The sequence below is a fragment of the Martinezella sp. CNPSo 3959 genome, assembly GCF_057784355.1.
The window spans coordinates 157136-178891 of sequence record NZ_JBXSOV010000011.1 but is presented as its reverse complement, the minus strand read 5'-3'; the positions used below and the strand labels follow the sequence as shown (position 1 = coordinate 178891).

The following is a 21756-nucleotide window of genomic DNA, read 5'->3' as shown; positions in this document are numbered from 1 at the left end:
CAGACCGAAGCCGCAGAGCCGTTCGATCATACGCGTTGAGTGACGTTAACGCTTACGTGGCCGAGCGATCCGGCCAGTGTGCACGCCCTCTATAGAAGAGGACGTCTCCTTGCGCAACGAAAAGATGATAATTAGAGACAAGTTTTTGCATCAACCGCCCAGGCGGACGCCAGCTCTGCCGAGCAGGTCGGCACGACTTTTCAGAGCCGTGCCGACCTGATTGATCACTGCAGCGCCTTCTCCATCAGTCGCGCCAGGCGCTCGGCAAAAGCGCGCGGATCGGCCGGCTTGTCGCCGTCAAGAACGCGGGCCTGATCGAGCAGCAGGAAGGCCGCATCGTCGCGCAGGGACGACGCATCCGCCTTGGCGGCAATCGCCTTGACGACCGGATGATCCATGTTGATTTCAAGGATCGGCTTGGCGCCGGACTGCAGGCGGCCAGCCCCCTGCAAGATTTTTTCCAGCTGGCGGTCATAACCCTGCTCGGACGCGACGAGGCAGACGGCGCTTTCGATCAGGCGATCGGATGCGCGGACATCGGATACTTCATCGGCAAGCTTTTGCTTGGCATAGTCGAGGAAAGCCTGGACTTCGGCGGGTGCGCTTTCGCTTTCCGGCTTATCCTCATCCTGCTTCTTGAACTGGGCGAGATCCGCGGACCCTTGCGTGATCGACTTGAAGCTTTTGCCCTCGAATTCCGGGGCATTGGTCACCCAGAAGCTGTCGACGGAATCGGTGAGCAACAGAACTTCGATGCCGCGGGCACGGAAGCCTTCGAGCTGCGGCGAAGCTTTCAGCTGCTCAAGGCTGCCACCGACGAGATAGTAGATCGACTGCTGGCCTTCCTTGGCATCCCTAATGTAGTCGGCAAGTGAACGATAGCCCTCGCCCGAAGTCGTGGTGCGGAAGCGCGACAGCGCCAGAAGCTGAGAGCGACGCTCGAAATCTTCGTAGATGCCTTCCTTGATAAGACTGCCGAAATTCTCCCAGATCTTCAGGAAGGCGTCGTGATCGCTCTCCGCCTGCTTCTCGATCGCCGTAATGATGCGGTTGGTGACACCCTTGCGGATCGCCGTTAGGATAGGGCTTTCCTGGATCATCTCGCGCGAGACGTTAAGCGGCAGGTCGGACGTATCGACCAGACCGCGTACGAAACGGAGATAGCGCGGCAGCAATTCCGCCTCGTCGGTGATGAAGACGCGCTTCACATAGAGCTTCATGCGACCCTTGCGATCCGGATCGAAGAGATCGAAAGGTTGCGAGCCGGGCACGAAGGCAAGTGCCGAATATTCGTGACGACCCTCGGCGCGGAAATGCACCGTCAGCGCCGGCTCGTCATACTGGCCGGAAACGCCGCGATAGAAATCGGTATATTCTTCAGACGTGATGTCGTTCTTCGACTTCGTCCAGAGCGCGGTGCCGTCGGTCAGCTGAGTTGCTTCCTCACCCGGCTTCTCGGCGATCTTGATCGGCACCGGGACATGACCGGACTGCTCCTTGACGATGCGCTCGACGCTCCAGCGCGAGGCATAGCTTTTAGCGTCTTCCATCAGATGCAGCGTGATGCGGGTGCCGCGCGCCGGCGCCTCGCTGACGTCGACGGGCGCAACGCTGTAGCCGCCCTTGCCGTCCGAAGACCAGAGCCAGGCATCCTCGGCACCGGCGCGGCGCGAGATGACGTCGACGCGATCGGCCACCATGAAACAGGAATAGAAGCCGACGCCGAACTGGCCGATGAGTTGCGCTCCCTCGCCCTGCTTGTTGGCCTCGATGCGCTCCATGAAAGCGCGCGTGCCGGAGCGGGCGATCGTGCCGAGCGCCTCGATCATCTCGTCGCGGCTCATGCCGATGCCGTTATCTTCCACGATGAGCTTGCCGCCATCGGCGTCGAGCGTCAGCAGGATGCGGCTGTCGGGATCGTTCGCAAGCAGGCCGGGCTGCGCAATCGCCTCGTAACGCAGCTTCTCGCAGGCATCGGCCGCGTTCGAGATCAGCTCGCGCAGGAAGACATCCTTGTCCGAATAAACCGAGTGAACCATCATATGCAGAAGGCGGGCAACGTCGGCCTCGAAGACGTGGCTCTCGGCGGTCATTTCTGCGGTGGTGGTTGTCATATGCGTCTAGTCTCCTGGGAATGTTGAAAGTCGCGCCGAACAGGTGGCGGAAGACGAGGGAAATTTCAAGCTTGAGCTGCCAATAAGGTTGGCCTTCGGCCGCGATAGAAGGTGCCGCTCCAGCTTTCCAGCCATCATGAAACGCGCGGGCGGAATATCGGAGACCTAACGGCACAAAGCCCGAAGCTTGACTTTATGAGATCAACATGAGAACATAAAGTGAACATATGGAGATGTCCATGACCAAAGCCGAGCAAGTCATCGAACGTGCAATGACCTTTGTCGCTGTCTCGAAGGCCCTTCGGGAGCGCGAACAGGAACGGCGCGCCACATGGACGCGCCGTGTCGAAATCAGCCGGCCGCTACCGCCCTTGCCGCGCGCCGTTCAGCTTTCGTTGAAACTCGACAGCTGAAATGGTGGGGGTGGTAACAGCACCCGGCAGGCTGTAAAGCGCCCGCCTTTCGGCGGGCGCATGATCTTCGGATTGCTTAGGCCTTGAAGAAGGCGAGCAGGTCCGCGTTGATCACGTCCGCATGCGTCGTCGCCATGCCGTGCGGGAAGCCCTTGTAAACCTTGAGCGTGCCGTTCTTCAGCAGCTTAGAGGACAGAAGGGCCGAGTCCGCGATCGGCACGATCTGGTCGTCGTCGCCATGCATGACCAGCGTCGGCACTTCGATCTTCTTCAAGTCTTCGGTGAAGTCCGTTTCGGAGAAAGCCTTGATGCAATCATAATGGGCCTTGGTGCCGCCCATCATGCCCTGGCGCCACCAATTGTCGATAACGCCCTGCGAAACAACGGCGCCGGGACGATTGAAACCGTAGAATGGCCCTGAAGGAACATCACGGAAGAATTGAGCGCGGTTGGCTGCAAGCGCAGCGCGGAAGCCGTCAAAGACTTCCAGCGGCAGGCCGCCGGGGTTCTTGTCGGACTTGACCATGATCGGCGGTACAGCGCCGATCAGTACGGCCTTGGAAACACGGCCGTGGCCGCCATACTGGGCGACATAGCGTGCAACTTCGCCGCCGCCTGTCGAATGGCCGACATGAATGGCGCCCTTGAGATCGAGATGCTCGGCAAGGGCCGCGACATCGGCGGCATAGGTATCCATTTCATTTCCGGTCGCCGTCTGGCTGGAGCGGCCATGGCCGCGGCGGTCGTGAGCGATGACGCGGTAGCCCTGGTGAAGGAAGAAGAGCATCTGGGCGTCCCAATCGTCGGAGCTCAGGGGCCATCCGTGATGGAAGACGATCGGCTGGCCCGTCCCCCAGTCCTTGTAGAAGATCTGCGTCCCGTCCTTGGTGGTGATCGTGCTGCTGCTCATTGTGTCCTTACCTTTCGAAGTTGATTGCTTTGTAGAGGCTTGTGCAGGTTGAGCGAAGGGGCTGACAGCTGCAGCGGCGGCAAGGCCAAGCCCGGCTGTCATAACGCCCCGACGAGTAGCTTGAGGGATCGACTGGCTCATTTCAATCTCCACTTAAATTTATCGTGCGATTTATTATCGCGACATCTATGTGCCTAGTGCATTTCGACTCTTATGTCCATAAGAAAATTATCTAGCGATTATTTATTGCGATAATTAATTGAAGGGCAGTGATCTAGGTTCGCGGACTTGTGAAGCCATAGCGGCCTTTCGAACGAGAGTTTCGAAATCAGGCGCTGCTTAACTGCTCATAACTGCACAACAATTATTGCATCGGCTTATCGACAAAATGCGCGATCGCGAACTGTGCAACGCGTTCGTTCGACTTCCTTGCATCGTCGAGCCAGAACGGGAAAATCTGCCATTGATGGATCATTCCCGGCCAAACTTCCAGGCTCACATTGCCGCCCGCCTGGCGTACCTTGTCCGCAAACCGCGAGATATCATCGAGCAGTGCCTCACGCCCGCCGACCTGGATCAACAGTGGGGGAAACCCCGAGACATTGCCATAGAACGGCGACATGTCGGGATCGACTGCCGGACGATCACGCGCAAACGCATCATGGATGAGGGTCAGCTCGGCCTTGTTCATGAAAGGATCGCTGGCAGCGTTGGCGGCCAGAGACGCCCCCGTTGCGGCGAAGTCGGTGATCGGGCTCATCGCGACCACAGCAGCGGGAAGCGGACCACTCAGCCTAAGCTGGTTCAAAACGACTTCGATGGCCAGAGTTGCGCCAACCGACTCGCCGGCGATAACGATGTTGCCGGCCTTGTAGCCCGATGTCAGAAGCCAGCGATAAGCCGCAATGGCATCGTCTCTTTGCGCGGGGAAGCGATTTTCGGGCGCGAGGCGATAGTCGACCAACAGCACATCGGCCGAGGCCGCCTTGGCGAACGAACCCGCGATGTTGGCGTGCGTCCGAAGCGAGCCGCTATAGAAACCGCCGCCATGCAGATAAAGAATGGCGCGTCGGCCGATTGGATGATGCAGCCGAGCCGGCCAGATGAGATCACCATCCACACCGTTCGCGTCGACACGCCGTATCTGGACACGCGCCGGGCCTGGCGTCGATGCCATGAGCTTCTCGAAGCCGGAGCGACGCTGCAACAGATCGGTTCCGAACACCGCACCGCTATCGCGCAAAGTGCCGATCAGCTTCTCGATCTGCTCGCTTGAAGCCTTAGTCTGCGGGGCGATCTCGGAGGTTTCGGCGGCTGCAGCTTGCGATATCAACCATGGGCCTGCGCCTATCAGAACGGCCATTGCCATGATGAAGCAACATATCCAGCGCAGTGATCGGAACTCGTTCATCAAATAAGCCTTTTCCCCGCAAGGCCGTGGACGCCATCGTGATGCCACGGTCGCAGAAAAGCTATTTGTGTCAAGTATGGTGGGCGAGATGGGACAGGAATTCCATTCATCCACCTGCCCATCATTCATCGCCTCGACATGATCAACCGATGATCGCTTCCCTATCGGTGCTCCGTTTCATTGAGGTGACAGCGCCGGTGGACAAGTCCTTTTCATTCAGCCCCATGCCTGGCCGCCGCGAGGCGAGCGATGATCGCCTGCCGTGCCATTCTCGAGCCCGCAAGGCGCTGCCTGGTTCTGGCCAACACCTCAACGCTGACCTTCTCGGGCAATCCGGAATGAAATGGCGGCTCGGGCGCGTATTCCAGCGACAACTGGATCGCTTCGGCTTCCTCCCGACCGCGCAAGGTGGCAACGATCGTCAGTCCGAAATCGATACCGGCCGTAACGCCGCCCGCGGTGAAGAGATTGCCATCCCGTACGACGCGCCCCGGCGTGGCAACGGCTCCGAAACTCTCGAGGAAATCAAGCGCATTCCAATGGCTCGTAGCCTTCTTGCCCTTGAGCAGGCCGGCCGCGCCAAGGACGAGAGAACCGGTGCACACCGATGTTACGAAGCGGGCTTGAGCCGCCTGTTTCCGGACGAAGCTCAGAACGTCCGCATCCCCCAGCAACGCATTGACGCCGACGCCACCGGGTACGCAGATGACGTCAAGCGGCGGGCATTCGGCAAACGTCGTCGTCGGCTGCAACACCAGCTTCGTTGCCGACACTATGGCCGACGTGTCCTTCCACAAGAGATGCACCTCCGCATCATCCATCGAGGCGAATACCTCGTAGGGTGCGGTCAGATCGAGTTGCTGGACGCCTGGAAAGGCAAGCAGGCCGAAGCGGATGGTCATGACGTGTCTCCGATAATTGACTTTTCTAAGCCTATGCGACAATGCTCTGGCACATTTGCCAAACCACCGTCATTTTTTGCCAATCATGCGCCGCATCGAAATTCTTGCCTTCGACAACGCCCAACTGCTTGACATCACGGGTCCGCTGCAGGTTTTCACCAGCGCCAACGAGGCGGCGCGTGAGCTCGATCAGCCAAAACCCTACGAAGCCATCGTTGTCGCAGAAAATCCACAGACCCGAACCAGCTCGGGTCTCGCGCTGATGACCGCCCCACTCGGCAGTAGCGATATTCCGCTCGACACCTTGATCATCGCCGGCGGCTGGGGCGTCAATAAAGCCTGTGAGAACCTCGGCCTGATCGAATGGGTGCGCCGGCGAGCCGCGAATGCTCGTCGGATAGCCTCCGTCTGCAGCGGCGCCTTTCTGCTTGCGGAAGCCGGTCTTCTGGATGGGCGGCGGGCAGCGACCCATTGGAATCGTTGCGAAGAATTTGCCAAGCGCTTTCCGCAGGTGAAGCTCGAGCCCGATCCGATCTTTGTCCAGGACGGGCAGATCTGGAGTTCCGCCGGCGTGACTGCCGGCATCGATCTTTCACTTGCTTTGGTCGAGGCCGATCTCGGCCGTTCGCTGGCGCTTTCCGTGGCTCGCGAACTCGTCGTCTTCCTCAAGCGACCGGGCGGTCAGGCGCAGTTCAGTGTGGCGCTGAAGCTCCAGGACGGCGGCGAACGCTTCGACCGTCTGCATGGCTGGATCATGGACAATCTGCGCTCCGATCTTTCCCTGCCGGCGCTTGCCGAGCAGGCGAATATGAGCGCACGCAGCTTCTCTCGCCATTATCTGAAAGCGACCGGACGGACGCCTGCGCGCGCGGTGGAGGAAATCCGCATCGAGGCAGCCCGCCGCCTTCTGGAAGAAGGCCTGAGCGTGCATCAGGCGCGCATGCGCTGCGGCTTCAGTTCTGAAGAAACCATGCGGCGCAATTTCATGCGAAAATTCGGGACCACGCCGCAGGCATTTCGCGATCATTTTGCTTGAAGCCAGTCTGCGACTGGCAAACATTTGCTCACACCCTCAAGCGAAATGGCCTTTATGCATAAATATGGTCGCTGCGCTCTTTCCCAGACATTCGGGTTCATCATAGGCTGCGGCAACCGGATCCCACACGAGGCTTAAGCAAGATGGCAGTACACCGTTTCGCCCCCACCCATTATCACAATGTCATCGGCTCGCTGCCACCGGCCTTGCATGTTGCCGATGGCGATACCGTTGTTACCGAAACCCTTGATGCCGCCGGCTACGACAAACATGACATCAACCGCATATCGGGGCCGAACCCGATGAACGGGCCGATCTTCGTCGAAGGCGCGGAACCGGGAGATTCTCTCAAGATTGAGATCCTCGCAATGGTGCCGACGCGCGATACGGGCTTCACCCGCAGTGTGGTGGCGAGCAACGTCGTCGACCCGCATGACGTGCGCGACTTGCCGGCGAGCAAGAAGGTGTACTGGCAGATCGACCGCCAGAATCTTACGGCGCGACTGGCCGAACCGGTGGCAGGTCTCGAAACTCTTACTCTGCCGCTTGCTCCGATGATCGGCTGCTTCGGGGTCGCGCCGTCTCTCGGTCAGGCCATATCGACGGCCACCAGCGGCGAATTCGGCGGCAACATGGATTATCGTCTGCTCGGGCCAGGGACGACCATCTGGTTTCCGGTAGCGGCACCTGGCGCGCTTTTCTTTCTCGGCGACTGCCATGCCGTGCAAGGAGACGGCGAGATCGTCGGCACCGGTATCGAGACTACTTTCGAAGTGACGGTGCGCCTCAGCGTCGAAAAGAAAAAGACGATCGTCTGGCCGCGCGGCGAGACGGCAGAGGATATTTTCACCATTGGCAATGCCCGGCCGCTCGATCAGGCTCTGCAACACGCCACCAGCGAAATGCTACGCTGGCTCGGCTCAGATTACGGTCTCGACAAGACTGCGGCCAGCCACCTGCTCGGTCAGGTCGTGCGCTACGATGTCGGCAACGTCTTCGACCCCGCCTACACGATGGCCTGCCGCGTTTCTAAATCCTGGCTGAAACGCCGATAGAATATCAGCTTGCGTCTTGGGAAAGGTCGCGCCGCTGGCGCGACACATTGCTTTCCTGCCGCTCCCGCGCCATGCGGCTGACGGCGGCACGCAGCTGTGGATGCCGCGACATGAACAGATTGAAGTCGCGGCGATCCAGCACGAAGAGCTGACAGAAATCGACAGCGACGACATCGGCCGTGCGGCGCGCGCCCGTCAATAGCGCCATTTCGCCGAAAAAGGCCCCGGCGCCGAGCCGGATCTCGTCATCCTCCAGCTGTACCTCAACAGCGCCCGAAGCGATGAAGAACATGCTGTCGCCGCGATCGCCGGTTCTGATCACCCGGTCGCCGGGCGACGCCGATCTCGGGCGGAAGAGCAGCAGAAGCTCCTCATGCTCGTTATCATCAAGTTCGGCAAACATCGGGAAGGTTTCGATGAGCTGCTCGATCTCGAGATGATGCTGGCGATCCCGCTCCTCGCGCTGCTTGTTGATGACGGCTAATTGGCGGCGAAGAGCCTCCTGCTTGGCCATGCCATATTTGTTCGCCAGGAAGGGCCAGCGCGCAAAGGCCCAGTTTTCCAGCTTTTCCGTGGCATAGAAAGCCAGCGGATTGAGCGTGATCGACAGGATCGCACCGGCAAGGATGAGATCCTGTCCTTCCCGCGTCAGTAGCCCGAGCGAGACGCCGAGGCCGGCCAGAATGAAGGAGAATTCGCCGATCTGCGCAAGTCCGGCCGCAACTGCAAAGCCGATGCTGGCGGGATAGCGCAGCAGCAGCACGACACAGAAAGCGATCAACGCCTTGCCGAGCATGATCAGAGCAAGCACGCCGATAATCATCAGCGGTTCGCGGATCAAAACCGACGGATCGAAGAGCATGCCGACGGACACGAAGAACAGCACCGAAAAGGCATTCTGCAATGGCAGGGAGTCAGCCGCCGCCCTGTGGCTGAGATGCGATTCACTCATCACGAGGCCGGCAAAGAAGGCGCCGAGCGCAAAGGATACGCCGAAGATTTCTGCCGCACCGAAGGCAATGCCGAGCGCAATTGCCAGCACCGACAGCGTGAAAAGTTCGCGCGAACCCGTGCGCGCAACCGAGGTCAGGAGCCATGGCACCACACGCGGGCCAATGAAGATCGCGACAGCCGCGAAGGCTGCGACCTTGAGCAGCGTCATGCCGATCGTCAGCCAGATCGAACCGGAAGCGGCGTGGCCACCGGCATCCGCATGACCGCCCAAAACACCGGCAAAGGCCGGCAAGAGCACGAGCGCAAGCACCATGGCCAGATCTTCGACAATCAGCCAGCCGACGGCGACACGGCCATTGGTCGAACTCACGAGATTGCGTTCTTCCAATGCCTTCAAAAGCACGACGGTACTGGCAACGGCCAGGCTCAGGCCGAAGACCACGCCGGCGCCGACGCTCCAGCCCCATAGCGACGTCAAACCCACACCGAGCAGCGTCGCAATCGCAATCTGGCCGATGGCTCCGGGAATGGCGACGCCGCGTACCGCCAGCAAATCAGCGGCCGAGAAATGCAGGCCGACGCCGAACATCAGCAGGATGACGCCGATCTCGGCCAATTGCGATGCGAGGGAAACATCGGCGACGAAACCAGGGGTGGACGAGCCTATGATGACGCCAGCCACCAGATAGCCGACCAGCGGCGGCAGATGCAGCCTGTCGGCCAGATAGCCGAAAATGGCCGCGAATACGAAGCCCGCGGCAATCAATGCGATCAATGCAACGTCGTGCGGCACGGCTGTCCTTCCCGTTTCACGGCGTTAAAGCCTGTTTCCCTCTTTGAAAGGCTACCTAGCATCGCTTTTGCCAGGCCGTCTACGGGAGATATGAAACCTAAGGGAAAACATCGCCTTGCCGATGCACGAAGCCTGTAGTGGGCTTGCGACAAGGCGATGGGACAGTGAAAGCCTACTGCTTGAGAACGATCTGCAATTTGACGTCGGTCGGACGGGCTTCGACAGCGCGATCGAAAGCCTTGATCGAGTCCTCGAAGTCGAATGTTTCGGAGATCAAGGGCTTCAGATCGACTCGACCGGAGGCGATCAGCGCGATCGAACGCTCATACTGATGCGCGTAGCGGAAGACCGTTTCGATGCGGATCTCCTTGGTTGACGCCGTCGAGACGTCGAAGCCGACCGGATTGACCGGCAGGCCGACAGCGACGATGACACCGCCGGGGCGCGGCAGCGCCATCACCGTTTCCCACGCCTTCGGCGAGCCCGAGCATTCGAAGATGACATCCGCACCCCAGCCATCGGTCAAGCGATCGACCTCTTCGACGAGGTCCTTCTCACGAATATTGACCGGAATGACGCCCTGATACTGCGCGGCGATATCGAGTTTCGGCTGGGCGAGATCGGCGACGATCGCCCGCGCGCAGCCGCCGGCAAGGGCTGCAACCGCAACCATGATACCGATCGGGCCGGCGCCGAGTACGACGGCGGTGTCGCCAGGCGTGATGCGCGCCTTGGTAGCAGCCTGCATGCCGACAGCGAAGGGCTCGACCATCGCTCCTTCCGCAAAGCTGACGTTATCGGGCAGCTTGAAGGTGTAGTTGGCCGGGTGCACGACGAAGGGGGTCAGCACGCCATGGATCGGCGGTGTCGCCCAGAAGGTGACGGCCGGATCGACATTGTACATGCCGAGACGGCTGGCTTTGGAATTGGCATCGGGAATGCCGGGCTCCATGCAGACACGGTCGCCGATCTTCAGATGCGTCACGCCTGCGCCCACTTCCACCACCGTTCCTGCCGCTTCGTGTCCAAGCACCATCGGCTCGTTGACGATGAAGGGGCCGATTTTTCCGTGGGTGTAATAATGCACATCCGATCCGCAGACGCCGACCGTATGGATCTTGATCTTCACCTGGTCCGGCCCGACCTCCTGCGGCAGATCGATATCGCGGATCGCCAGCTCATGCTGACGTTCCAAAACCAGGGCGCGCATCTTGCTCATTTGCCTTTTCCTCTTCCAAAGCAACCAATGTCCCGCTGATACGGGGCAGAAATCCTTGTTCGTTATATCGTCTGAGCCCGCATCACAAAATGCTCTTTAGGCTTTTGCAGATGAAGTTCGACGGCTCTCTTCAGCCATTAAAGTATGCCTCATCTTCAAAATATTAGAGAATACTTATTATTTAGCTCGCTATTGCCGATATTGACTGGCGTTCCATTTCTTGTCTTTCTAATCACCAAGGAGAAGGAGGGGCTCATTATGGCAGTATATGATTGGACCGGTCAGCGCGCCCGCCGGAGGAAGATGATGCGCGTGGCAAGCGTCGCAATGCTTCTGATCATCCTGATGGCGATTCCAGCAATATTGCTGCATTATAATCTCATCCAATTCCCATACTAATCACTTCGAATATTGACATCGCTACGCCGCCTTCCTTGAGTTCTGCTTTGCCTTGCGCGAGACATTGTCGCCGGCCTTGCGGTCAAGCGGCAAACAATCCAGCACGGCCAGAAGCGCGATGATGCCGAGTAGTACGAAGGCCAGACGGAACTCGATGGCGACGACACCGTCGACGCCCAATGGCGCACTGATTGCCTGGCCGATACGTATGCCGATAGCGCCAACGGCGATGCCCATGCCCATCGTCAGCTGAAAGACGGTGCTGAACAGCGTGTTGGCACCCGTCATCTGCCCCGGTGGGATATCGGCAAAAGCGATCGTGTTGAGTGCCGTAAAGTGCATCGACCGACACATGCCTCCGATGAACAGCACCGGCACGATGAACCAGAGCGGCGTATCGGGCGAAAACAGCCCACAGGCGGCAATGAAGATGGCGTTCAACAGGCCATTGACGATGAGAACCGGCTTGAAACCGAAGCGGCGCAGAATGGGCGTCGTTGCCGGCTTCATCGCCAGATTGCCGGCAAAGACGGCGAGCGTCAGCATGCCCGCATGAAAAGCGCTGAGCCCGAAACCGACCTGGAACATCAAAGGCAGCAGAAAAGGGACGGCGCCTATCGCCGTGCGGAACAACGATCCGCCTGAGATGGTGATGGCGAACGTCGGGAGCTTCAGCCCGGAGAGATCGATGAGTGGATGCTCCGTCCGGAGAAAATGAAAAACGGCGATGGCCAACAGGACGAAGCCGACGATCACATAGGCCCAGGCCTCCAGCCAGACGGGATCAGGGCGTCCGATCAGTTCCAGCCCATACATCAGGCTCGCAAGCCCGATGCCGCTAACGACAAAGCCGATCCAATCGAACGGCGGGCGCGCTGTGCTTTTCGTTTCCGGAATGAGCATGAGCGCGAAGATGAAAGCCAATATGCCGAGCGGCAGATTGAGGAAGAAGATCCAACGCCAGCTTGCATGGTCGGTGATGAAGCCGCCGAGCGGCGGCCCGAGGATCGGCGCCACCAGCGCCGGCCAGGTGATTGTCGCAATGGCCGAGATCAGCTTGTCCTTCGGCGTATTGTTCAAGACGACAAGACGGCCCACCGGCACCATCATCGCGCCGCCGATGCCTTGCAGGATACGCATGGCAACAAAGGAGCCGACGCCATTGGCAAAACCGCAGAGGACGGAGGCGAGCGTGAAAATGACGACGGCTGTCGTGAACACAAGACGCGCGCCGAAGCGATCACTGATCCAGCCGCTGATTGGAATGAAGACGCCAAGCGTCAGCAGATAGGCGCTCATGCCGATATTGAGATCGACGGGGCGGGCGCCGAAGGAAATAGCCATCTGCGGCAAGGCGGTCGCGATGACCGTACCGTCCAGATTCTCCATGAAGAAGGCACCGGCCACGAGCAGCGCTATCGACAGCGAACGCGAGCCCGCCTCCCGCACCTCCTCCCTGTGCCCAGGTGTGGACATATCATTCATGGATCACCAACTCCGAATCCGCCTCGCATCCCGCCTGCATTTAACCGGTTCGGGAACATTTACGATAGGTCGAAATCGTCCCATCAATCGATTGAGCGATCACGTTTCGCTTAGCGGATGGTACGCAATTTGATCTCCACGCCGATATCGTTGCCGACCCAAACAGGCCCGAGGCTAAGTGCGGAAACCTGTTCAAAGCGGTGAACAGATCGGTCAATTCGGAGCCAGTAGGCATGTGCATGGAAGACATGCTAGGGTTTTCATCGGAAAATGCCGCGGGAAGTACAATGGGATCGATACCACAACGCTATGGAGCAGCCCCAAGCCGGCCGAGATGCTGGCAAGAAGCCTCCGCATCGACATAGGCCGACGATTGTTCTTACCAACGGCGCATCAATAAGGAACGAGAGCCCCGCATAATGAAACATGGCCAGGACGCAATGACCTCCAGGGCTACCCCGGAATCGAAACTGATCGTAACGCAGTCGCCCTTCGATGCCTTTGTGCGAAAATACGGTACGATCCCGCGGCGCGGCGTCTTCGGTTATTTCGTCCACGAACTCGGTCGCCGCATCGTCGGCGGAGATTATCCCGTCGGCACGACACTGCCGAACGAGCCCGATCTGGTCGAACAATTCGGTATCAGCCGCACGGTCATCCGCGAAGCGATGAAATGCCTGGCCGGCAAGGGATTGGTCGAGATCAAGACCCGCGTCGGCACCCGCGTCAAGGAGCGCTCCAACTGGCATCATCTCGATACGGATGTCATGGTGTGGTATTACGAGACCGGCCCATCGGTCGAAATCATGCGATCGATCAAGGATCTGCGATTGGCGCTCGAACCGGAGGCGACGGCGCGCGCAGCGCTGCGCCGCACCGAAAGCGACATTGCGGCCATCAAATCCGCTTACGAAGAGATGGCGTCCACCATCGGCGACGTCAACAGCAATGCCGATGCCGATCTGCGCTTCCATACGGCGATCTTCGCCGCTACGCACAACATGATCTACTCGCAGCTGATCGATCTGATCGCGGTCGGGATCTACGCCAACCGCACGCTTTCGGGCCATGAGGACATCGCCGAAGGACAAAAGCGCGCCCTGCCCCTCCACAAGGCGATTCTCGACGCCATTCTCGCACAGGATACGGACGCCGCGATCAAGGCATCGCGAAACCTGCTGGAAGCCTGGCTCGCGCGCGACTACGGCTTCTGACAGATCACAACCCTGCCCTCGGTGCCTTGGCGATGCGCTGATGGGTCATGGCTTTTACGAACGCAACTTCCCGGTCAACAATGTACTCGCAAAAAGATGATGCCGATGTCTGGGCACGGGATACCGCCAGCATTGCCGTCCATAATTTCCTGATTGGTCCCAACCCCTATTGAGGTTCCCATGCGCATTGCCGTTGGAGGCATTCACATCGAGTGCAGCACCTATAACCCCGTCCTGAACGAAGAGAAGGATTTTCGCGTTCTGCGCGGCCCGGAGTTGACTGCCTCGCCCTACTTCGCCTTCCTTAGGGATTATGACGGCGAGTTCCTGCCAACCATTCATGCCAGAGCGATCGCCGGCGGTCCGGTCGCCCGTCATACATACGAAGCCTTCAAAACAGAGTTTCTGGAAGGATTGAAGTCATTACTGCCGCTCGATGGGCTCTATCTCGCCATGCACGGCGCCATGTATGTCGAAGGCATGGAAGACGCCGAAGGCGACTGGATCAGTGCGGCTCGCGCCGTCGTCGGCGACGATTGCATGGTCTCGGCAAGCTACGACCTGCACGGCAATGTCACCCAGCGCATCATCGATGCGCTCGACATGTATTCCACCTATCGCACGGCGCCGCATATCGATGTCGAAGAAACCATGCGCCGCGCCGTCAAGATGCTGACGGAAAGCCTGAAGACCGGTGTAAAACCCATCCTGCTCTGGGCGCCGATCCCCGTGGTGCTGCCGGGCGAACGCACCAGCACCGTCGATGAACCGGCCAAGAGCCTTTACGACATGCTGCCCGGAATCGATGCCATCGACGGCATCTGGGACGCCTCCCTCATGGTCGGTTACGTCTGGGCCGACGAGCCGCGCGCAACGGCTGCTGCCATCATGACCGGCACGGATCGCGCCGTGCTCGAACGCGAAGCGAAACGACTGGCGCAAGCCTATTGGGACGTGCGGAAGGATTTCGTTTTCGGCGCGGAGACCGGCTCGATCGAAGAATGTGTCGCCAAGGCAATCACCAGCACGACTGCGCCCGTGGTTCTGGCGGAATCCGGCGATAATCCAACGGGTGGCGGCGTCGGTGATCGCGCCGATGTGCTGGCGGAACTGATTGCCAAGGGAGCACAAGGCGTCATCTTTGCCGGCATCGCCGACCGGGCCGCGACGGAAGCCTGCTATGCCGCCGGCATCGGCGCCACTCTCAATCTTTCCGTCGGCGCATCGCTCGACACCAAGGGCAGCAAGCCGGTAACGGGCAGCTTCACCGTCAAGTATCTGCTGGAGACTAAAGAAGCGACCGACAGGCAGGCCGTGGTTTCCATCGGCGGCATTGACCTTGTGCTGTCGGCCAAGCGTCGCCCCTATCATAATATCGCCGATTTCACCCGCCTCGGCCTCGATCCGCATAAGGCGAGGATCATCGTCGTCAAATCGGGCTATCTCTCGCCGGAACTGGCGCCGATCGCCAACCCGAACCTGATGGCTCTGTCCCCCGGTGTCGTCGATCAGTTCGTCGAACGCTTGCCGCGCCGGCGCAAGACCAAGCCGACCTACCCCTTCGACAAGGATTTCGACTTCACGCCGGAGACGGCGATTTCTGCGCGCGCCATCGGGCGCTGAAGCTCCGGTCCCAGAACCGCAAGAGCGGACATCGTTAATCCGTCGTCTCAAGAAGGCGACTCTTTTTGCGAGTCGCCTTTCCGCGTCGCGCACAAACATTGTGCATCGCGGAAATTGCACAAAAAAGCGCTTGACGAGGCGGGCGAGTTCAACTTCTATTGAACCAATTTCAAATTGGTTCACCTCTCAATATGGCAATCGACAGCCTTCCGGAAAATTCGGTCCATGCCCTGGAAAGGCTCCGTGGGCTTTTGAATTCGGCAGATCTCCCGGCTGACGGAAAGCTGCCGACGGAGCGGGCTCTTTCGGAAAACCTCGGCGTCAGCCGGCGTGCGATCCGGCGAGCACTCGAGGTGCTGGAAGCGGAAGGCCGCGTCTGGCGCCGGCAGGGTTCGGGAACCTATGTCGGGCAGCGCCCGGACGATTGGAGCCAGCATGTCAGCACGCTTGTGGCCGGCACGGATCTCATGGAGGTCATGGAAGTCCGGCTGCGCATCGAGCCGCAATTGGCCCAGCTCGCCGCCATGCGCGCCAAACCCGACGACATCGACCGCATGTATGAACTGGCGAAGAAGATCACCGCCAGCGACGATGCCGACAGCCGGGAGCTTTGGGATGGCGCATTGCACCGGCTGATTGCACAAAGCGCCGGCAACCAGTTCTTCCTGACCATTTTCGACGTCATCAATCATGTCCGTCAGGATGAAGCCTGGCAAACCATTCGCGAATTGGCCCGCAGCATCAATAAGACCCGCCCGGTCTCCTATGCACAGCATAGGACGATCATCGATGCGATTGCGGCGCGCAATCCAATGAAGGCGGCCGAGGCCATGCGCGAACATTTGCTGATGCTGCAGGAAAGCTTGATCCGCATCACCTCGCTGGATGCGCGGCAAGCTGAGAAGCCACTGACTGAGGAGGTGGGCTGACCCAAAAGCCTGCCTGCCCGCCACGACCGGAGAGGAAACCGGTCGAGACTGCAGAGAACGAAAACGATAAACAGGAGAACAGAATGAAGATCGCCAAATTCATGGCATCGCTTGCCGCCGGCGCCCTAATTGCGCTGCCGTCCCTAGCCGTCGAACTGAAGATCGGCCTGCAGGACGATGCCGACGCACTGGACCCTGCGCAATCGCGCACTTTCGTCGGCCGCATCGTCTATACCGCGCTCTGCGACAAGCTCGTCGACGTAACACCGGACCTGAAGTTCGTGCCGCAGCTCGCCACATCCTGGAAATGGTCCGCCGATGGCAAGCAGCTCGTCATGGAGCTGCGCCAGGGCGTGAAATTCCAGGACGGGACGCCGTTCAATGCGCAGGCCGTCGTCGACAACATCCAGCGCTATCAGACATTGCCGGAGTCGCGCCGCAAGAGCGAGCTTTCCTCCGTCGCCAAGGTCGAGGCGACAGGCGAATACGAAGCCACCTTCACCCTGAAGGCGCCTGACGTCACGCTGCTTGCCCAGCTTTCCGACCGCTCCGGCATGATGGTCTCGCCGACGGCGGCAAAGGCTGCCGGCGCCAAATTCGGCGATCATCCCGTTTGCTCCGGCCCGTTCAAATTCGTCGAGCGCGTGCAGCAGGACCGTATCGTGCTGGAAAAATTCCAGGATTACTGGAACAAGGACAAGATCTTCATCGACAAGGTGACCTACCTGCCGATCCCCGACACGACCGTTCGCCTCGCTAACCTGCGCTCCGGCGATCTCGACATGATCGAGCGCGTGGCGGCATCCGATGTCGGTACGGTCAAAGGCGACTCCAATCTCGTCTATGCCGATGCGATCGGCACCGGCTGGCTTGGCGTCTACGCCAATGTCGGCAATGGTGCGCGCGCCGACAATCCGATGGGCAAGGACAAGCGCCTGCGCCAGGCTTTCTCGCTGGCGATCGACCGCGAAGCCGCCATGCAGATCGTCTTCGACGGCACCGGACTTGCCGGCAATCAGCCGTTCGCACCTACCAGCCCGTGGTACGATAAGGATATTCCGGTGCCTGCCCGCGACGTCGACAAGGCCAAAGCGCTGGTGAAAGAAGCCGGCTTCGATCGCATTCCGGTCGAACTTGCCGTCGCCAACAATCCGGTTTCGATGCAGATGATGCAGATCATCCAGTCGATGGCTGCCGAAGCCGGCTTCGACGTGACGCTGAAGACGACGGAATTCGCAACCCTGCTCGACGCGCAGTCGAGCGGCAACTATCAGCTCAGCCGCTCCGATTGGTCCGGCCGCTCCGATCCCGACGGCAACATCCAGCAGTTCGTGACGACCGGTGCCGGCCTCAACGATTCCAAATACAGCAATCCGGAAGTCGACAAGCTGCTGCTGGAGGCCCGCCAGTCGCAGGACAATGCCGTGCGCAAGCAGAAGTACGATGCCGCCGAGGCGATCCTCAGCCAGGATCTGCCGATCATCTTCCTCGGACATCAGGCCTGGATCTGGGCCTACAACAAAAAGGTATCCGGCTTCGTGCCTTCTCCGGACGGCATGATCCGTCTCGTGGGCGTCAAGAAGGGCAGTTGAGCAACCAAAGCCATGCGGGCTCCCTCCCGCATGGCGCTTTCACATTCGACATCGCGGCAAGGATCTGCCCATGTATAGCTATATCGGAAAGAGGCTGCTGGTCGCGATACCGACGCTGCTGATCATTTCGATCTTCGTCTTCTCGCTGCAGAAGCTGCTGCCCGGCGATCCGGTGCTTGCCATGGCGGGCGAGGAGCGCGATCCACAGGTGCTGCAGCTGCTTCGCGAGAAATACCGGCTGAACGACCCGGTCATCTATCAATATGGCTACTGGCTGCAAGGCGTCGCCAAGGGCGATCTCGGCGTTTCGCTGCGCACCAATCAGCCGGTTCTGACCCTCGTTGCCGAAAAGCTGCCGGTGACGATCCAGCTCGCTGTAATGTCGATGATCTTTGCCTTCGCCATCGGCATTCCCATGGGCATATTGGCGGCGGTGAAGAAGAATACCGTCATCGATTTTCTCGCCAATATCGTTGCCTTGTGCGGCCTGTCGGTGCCAAATTTCTGGCTCGGCATCATGCTGATCCTGCTGGTCTCGGTGAAGCTGCATTGGCTGCCGGCTTCGGGATACCAACCTTTCTTCGAGGACCCCTGGCGTTCGATCCAAACGATGCTGATGCCGTCCTTCGTGCTCGGCAATGCACTGGCAGCCACCTTGATGCGCCACACGCGGTCTTCGATGCTGAGCGTGCTCAGCGCCGACTATATCCGCACAGCCCGCGCCAAGGGCCTTCCGGAGGCGGCCGTCGTGCTGCAGCACAGCTTCCGCAACGCCATCCTGCCTGTCGTCACCGTCAGCGCCCTGCTGTTCGGAGAACTGCTGGCCGGAGCAGTGCTCACCGAGCAGATCTTCACCATTCCCGGCTTCGGCAAACTGATCGTCGATGCCGTCTTCAACCGGGATTACGCCGTCGTCCAGGGCGTAGTGCTCTGCACGGCCATCGGCTTCATCGCCATGAACCTCATCGCCGATATTCTCTACGTCCTCCTCAATCCACGCATGAGGGCGGCCCTATGAGCACAATCGTTCAGGTGACTGCCGCAAGCGCCTCGGTCAAGCGCGCTCCCAACCGGGCCTGGCGCAAGCTGCGAGCCAACAAGGGGGCACTGGTCGGGCTTGCCATCATCCTTTTCTTTACCGCACTTGCTGCGCTTGCACCGCTCCTGCCGATCCCGGACCCGGTCGCAACCAGCTGGTCTGCGATCCGCAAGGCGCCATCGGCCGCGCACTGGCTCGGCACCGACGATCTCGGCCGGGACATTCTCTCCCGCATGATCTGGGGCGCGCGGGCGTCCCTGATGGCCGGCGTCTTCTCGGTTGCCATCGCCGTTGCGATCGGCGTGCCTTTGGGCCTGATCTCGGGCTACTATGGCGGCTGGATCGATCAGATCATCTCGCGCATCACCGAGGCCTTCCTGGCGATGCCTTTCCTCATCACCGCCATTGCGCTTGCCGCCTTCCTCGGCCCGAGCCTCACCAATGCGATGATCGCGATCGGGCTTTCGGCAACGCCTGTCTTCGTGCGGTTGACGCGCGGCCAGGTGCTGGCGGTCAAGACGGAGGATTATGTGGAAGGCGCCCGCTCGATCGGTCTGCGCCATACCAGCATCATCACCCGCTATATCCTGCCGAACGTCTTTGCTCCGATCCTCGTGCAGGCAACGCTCACCATCGCGACTGCGATCATCGCCGAGGCCAGCCTCTCCTTCCTCGGCCTCGGCCAACAGCCCCCTGCCCCGAGCTGGGGTTCGATGCTCAATGTCGCCAAGAATTATCTCGAACAGGCGCCCTGGATGGCCATGTGGCCGGGTGCCGCCATTTTTCTCGTCGTGATCGGCTTCAATCTCCTCGGCGACGGCCTGCGCGATGCGCTCGACCCGCGCGAAGCATGAATAAACTCAAAAGGATGCCCCAATGACCGCATTCACCACCCGCCCCGAAATCCTCGGCACCTTCGGCGTCGTCACGTCTACGCACTGGATCGCATCCGCCGTCGGCATGAGCATTCTCGAAAAGGGCGGCAATGCCTTCGACGCCGCCGTTGCCACGGGCTTCGTGCTGCAGATCGTCGAGCCGCATCTCTGCGGGCCGGGCGGCGATATGCCGGCCATCCTCTATTCGAAGAAGAAGGATAAGATCGAGGTCATCTGCGCCCAGGCGCCAGCGCCGGCCGGCGCAACGATCGAACATTACACGCGCGAGGGGCTTAAGCTCATTCCCGGCGATGGCCTGCTCGCCACCGTCATCCCCGGCTCCTTCGACGGCTGGATGCTGATGCTGCGCGATTACGGCAGGCTGACCGTCCGCGACGTGCTGGAGCCAGCGATCCATTATGCCGAAAAGGGGCACCCCGTCCTGCCGCGCGTCTCCGCCACCATCGCAGGTCTTGCCGATTTCTACCGCAAGGAATGGCCGACATCCTACGAGACCTGGCTCCCGGGCAGTGCCGCTCCCGAACCCTGGTCCAACTTCAAGAACCCGGTGCTTGCCGAAACCTGGAAGCGTGTCGTCGCGGAAGCGGAAAGCAAGAGCGATCGCGAAGCGCAGATCGAAGCCGCACGCGATGCCTATTATCGCGGCTTCATTGCTGAAGCGATCGACAGTTATGTCGGCAAGACCGAGGTCATGGATGCGAGCGGCGCCCGCCACAAGGGCGTGCTGACGGCCGATGACATGGCCAACTGGCGCGCCACCATCGAGGAGCCGCTGACCTATGACTATCACGGCTGGACGGTCGCCAAGATCGGCCCCTGGGGTCAAGGGCCCGTCTTCCTGCAGACGCTGGCGCTGCTCAAGGGTTTCGATCTGGCCGGCATGGACCCCGCCGGAGCCGACTTCGTCCATACGGTCACGGAAGCGATGAAACTCGCCTTTGCCGATCGCGAGGTCTATTACGGCGACCCCAATTTCACGAATGTACCGCTCGAGATCCTGATTTCGGACGCCTATGCCGAGGAGCGCCGCCGGCTGATTTCGCCTGAGGCGTCGCTTGCCTTGCGCCCCGGTAAGCTTGCCGGTTTCGAAGACCAGTACGATCTCACCATGCAGATGCTCGATGCGCCGGAAGCCAAAAGCGGCGCGGTCTACGAGCCGACAATGTCGCATCTGACCGAGAAGCGCGGCGACACCGTGCATATCGATGTCATCGACCGCGAAGGCAATATGGTGTCGGTGACACCATCCGGCGGGTGGCTGCAATCCTCGCCGATCATTCCCGGTCTCGGCTTCTGCCTCAATTCCCGCGCCCAGATGTTCTGGTTGCAACCCGGCCTGCCCTCTTCACTTGCGCCGGGCAAGCGGCCGCGCACGACGTTGACCCCGACGATGGCACTGCATGAAGGACGCCCGACGCTCGCCTTCGGCACGCCCGGCGGCGATCAACAGGAACAGTGGCAGCTCTCCTTCTTCCTGCGCTATGTCCATCACGGGCTGAACCTACAGGAAGCGATCGACAAGCCGCTGTTCCACAGCACCCATTTCCCGAGTTCCTTCTATCCGCGCACGCGCGAGCCGGGCGGTCTGACGGCGGAGGCGAATTTCAGTGCCGGTGTGCTGGATACGCTCCGCAAGAAGGGCCACCAGCTGACCGTCGCGCCGGAGTGGACCGTGGGCCGGCTGACCGCCGCACGGCGTGACGCCGACGGCCTCTTGCGCGCTGCAGCGACTCCGCGCTTGATGCAAGCCTACGCCGTTGGGAGATAGGGCC

General features: G+C 60.2%; 18 protein-coding genes. 11 read left to right on the top strand and 7 right to left on the bottom strand.

Going from position 1 to position 21756, the window contains the following annotated elements; all coding sequences use genetic code 11:
- Window positions 1-224: 224 nt before the first annotated feature.
- A complete protein-coding gene (htpG, locus tag AC13RE_RS21695; protein WP_488564457.1) occupies window positions 225-2114 on the bottom strand; it encodes a molecular chaperone HtpG in 1890 nt (629 codons plus the stop codon).
- A gap of 239 nt (window positions 2115-2353) precedes the next feature.
- Between htpG and AC13RE_RS21690 the strand changes: the two genes are divergently transcribed.
- Complete coding sequence (locus AC13RE_RS21690; RefSeq protein WP_015342656.1) at window positions 2354-2527, top strand: hypothetical protein; 174 nt, start codon at window positions 2354-2356, stop codon at window positions 2525-2527.
- Between the two features lie 76 nt (window positions 2528-2603).
- Here AC13RE_RS21690 and AC13RE_RS21685 read toward each other — a convergent pair whose 3' ends face one another.
- The 3 genes from AC13RE_RS21685 to AC13RE_RS21675 form a co-directional block, all read right to left on the bottom strand.
- Window positions 2604-3437, bottom strand: a complete 834-nt coding sequence (locus AC13RE_RS21685; protein ID WP_488564456.1) for an alpha/beta fold hydrolase — start codon at window positions 3435-3437, stop codon at window positions 2604-2606.
- Between the two features lie 364 nt (window positions 3438-3801).
- Window positions 3802-4800 carry an alpha/beta hydrolase gene (locus tag AC13RE_RS21680; RefSeq protein ID WP_488564466.1) on the bottom strand — a complete coding sequence of 333 codons (999 nt, stop codon included), beginning with the start codon at window positions 4798-4800 and terminating at the stop codon, window positions 3802-3804.
- A gap of 260 nt (window positions 4801-5060) precedes the next feature.
- Entirely contained in the window at window positions 5061-5750 is a 690-nt protein-coding gene (locus tag AC13RE_RS21675) for a DJ-1/PfpI family protein (protein WP_488564455.1), read from the bottom strand.
- 85 nt (window positions 5751-5835) lie between these two features.
- Here AC13RE_RS21675 and AC13RE_RS21670 point away from each other — a divergent pair, with 85 nt between their 5' ends.
- Both AC13RE_RS21670 and AC13RE_RS21665 read left to right on the top strand, forming a co-directional pair.
- Window positions 5836-6786, top strand: coding sequence for a GlxA family transcriptional regulator (locus AC13RE_RS21670; RefSeq protein ID WP_488564454.1), 951 nt, complete (start codon window positions 5836-5838; stop codon window positions 6784-6786).
- A gap of 143 nt (window positions 6787-6929) precedes the next feature.
- Window positions 6930-7841, top strand: a complete 912-nt coding sequence (locus AC13RE_RS21665) for an acetamidase/formamidase family protein (protein WP_488564453.1) — start codon at window positions 6930-6932, stop codon at window positions 7839-7841.
- A gap of 4 nt (window positions 7842-7845) precedes the next feature.
- On the opposite strand, the gene AC13RE_RS21660 is transcribed toward AC13RE_RS21665, so the two are convergent.
- Both AC13RE_RS21660 and AC13RE_RS21655 read right to left on the bottom strand, forming a co-directional pair.
- The gene (locus tag AC13RE_RS21660) at window positions 7846-9588 is read right to left on the bottom strand and encodes a cation:proton antiporter domain-containing protein (RefSeq protein ID WP_112603396.1); all 1743 of its coding nucleotides are present in this window, start codon (window positions 9586-9588) and stop codon (window positions 7846-7848) included.
- Window positions 9589-9760: 172 nt separating this feature from the next.
- The gene (locus AC13RE_RS21655) at window positions 9761-10807 is read right to left on the bottom strand and encodes an NAD(P)-dependent alcohol dehydrogenase (RefSeq protein ID WP_488564452.1); all 1047 of its coding nucleotides are present in this window, start codon (window positions 10805-10807) and stop codon (window positions 9761-9763) included.
- A gap of 258 nt (window positions 10808-11065) precedes the next feature.
- Between AC13RE_RS21655 and AC13RE_RS21650 the strand changes: the two genes are divergently transcribed.
- Window positions 11066-11206, top strand: a complete 141-nt coding sequence (locus tag AC13RE_RS21650; protein WP_488564451.1) for a hypothetical protein — start codon at window positions 11066-11068, stop codon at window positions 11204-11206.
- Between the two features lie 21 nt (window positions 11207-11227).
- On the opposite strand, the gene AC13RE_RS21645 is transcribed toward AC13RE_RS21650, so the two are convergent.
- The gene (locus AC13RE_RS21645) at window positions 11228-12691 is read right to left on the bottom strand and encodes a DHA2 family efflux MFS transporter permease subunit (protein ID WP_207899626.1); all 1464 of its coding nucleotides are present in this window, start codon (window positions 12689-12691) and stop codon (window positions 11228-11230) included.
- A 419-nt stretch (window positions 12692-13110) separates the two neighbouring features.
- Here AC13RE_RS21645 and AC13RE_RS21640 point away from each other — a divergent pair, with 419 nt between their 5' ends.
- The 7 genes from AC13RE_RS21640 to AC13RE_RS21610 all read left to right on the top strand — a co-directional run bounded on the left by AC13RE_RS21640 (window position 13111) and on the right by AC13RE_RS21610 (window position 21752).
- Entirely contained in the window at window positions 13111-13905 is a 795-nt protein-coding gene (locus tag AC13RE_RS21640) for a FadR/GntR family transcriptional regulator (RefSeq protein ID WP_132717905.1), read from the top strand.
- A 180-nt stretch (window positions 13906-14085) separates the two neighbouring features.
- Complete coding sequence (locus AC13RE_RS21635; protein WP_488564450.1) at window positions 14086-15528, top strand: M81 family metallopeptidase; 1443 nt, start codon at window positions 14086-14088, stop codon at window positions 15526-15528.
- A 191-nt stretch (window positions 15529-15719) separates the two neighbouring features.
- The gene (locus tag AC13RE_RS21630) at window positions 15720-16457 is read left to right on the top strand and encodes a FadR/GntR family transcriptional regulator (RefSeq protein ID WP_488564449.1); all 738 of its coding nucleotides are present in this window, start codon (window positions 15720-15722) and stop codon (window positions 16455-16457) included.
- An 83-nt stretch (window positions 16458-16540) separates the two neighbouring features.
- Window positions 16541-18049 (top strand): ABC transporter substrate-binding protein, encoded by a 1509-nt coding sequence (locus tag AC13RE_RS21625; RefSeq protein WP_488564448.1) that lies wholly within the window; start codon window positions 16541-16543, stop codon window positions 18047-18049.
- Window positions 18050-18119: 70 nt separating this feature from the next.
- Complete coding sequence (locus AC13RE_RS21620; RefSeq protein WP_488564447.1) at window positions 18120-19067, top strand: ABC transporter permease; 948 nt, start codon at window positions 18120-18122, stop codon at window positions 19065-19067.
- Complete coding sequence (locus AC13RE_RS21615; protein WP_488564446.1) at window positions 19064-19942, top strand: ABC transporter permease; 879 nt, start codon at window positions 19064-19066, stop codon at window positions 19940-19942. The genes AC13RE_RS21620 and AC13RE_RS21615 overlap by 4 nt, the downstream gene beginning before the upstream one ends.
- Window positions 19943-19964: 22 nt before the next feature.
- The gene (locus tag AC13RE_RS21610) at window positions 19965-21752 is read left to right on the top strand and encodes a gamma-glutamyltransferase family protein (RefSeq protein WP_488564445.1); all 1788 of its coding nucleotides are present in this window, start codon (window positions 19965-19967) and stop codon (window positions 21750-21752) included.
- Window positions 21753-21756 lie beyond the last annotated feature (4 nt).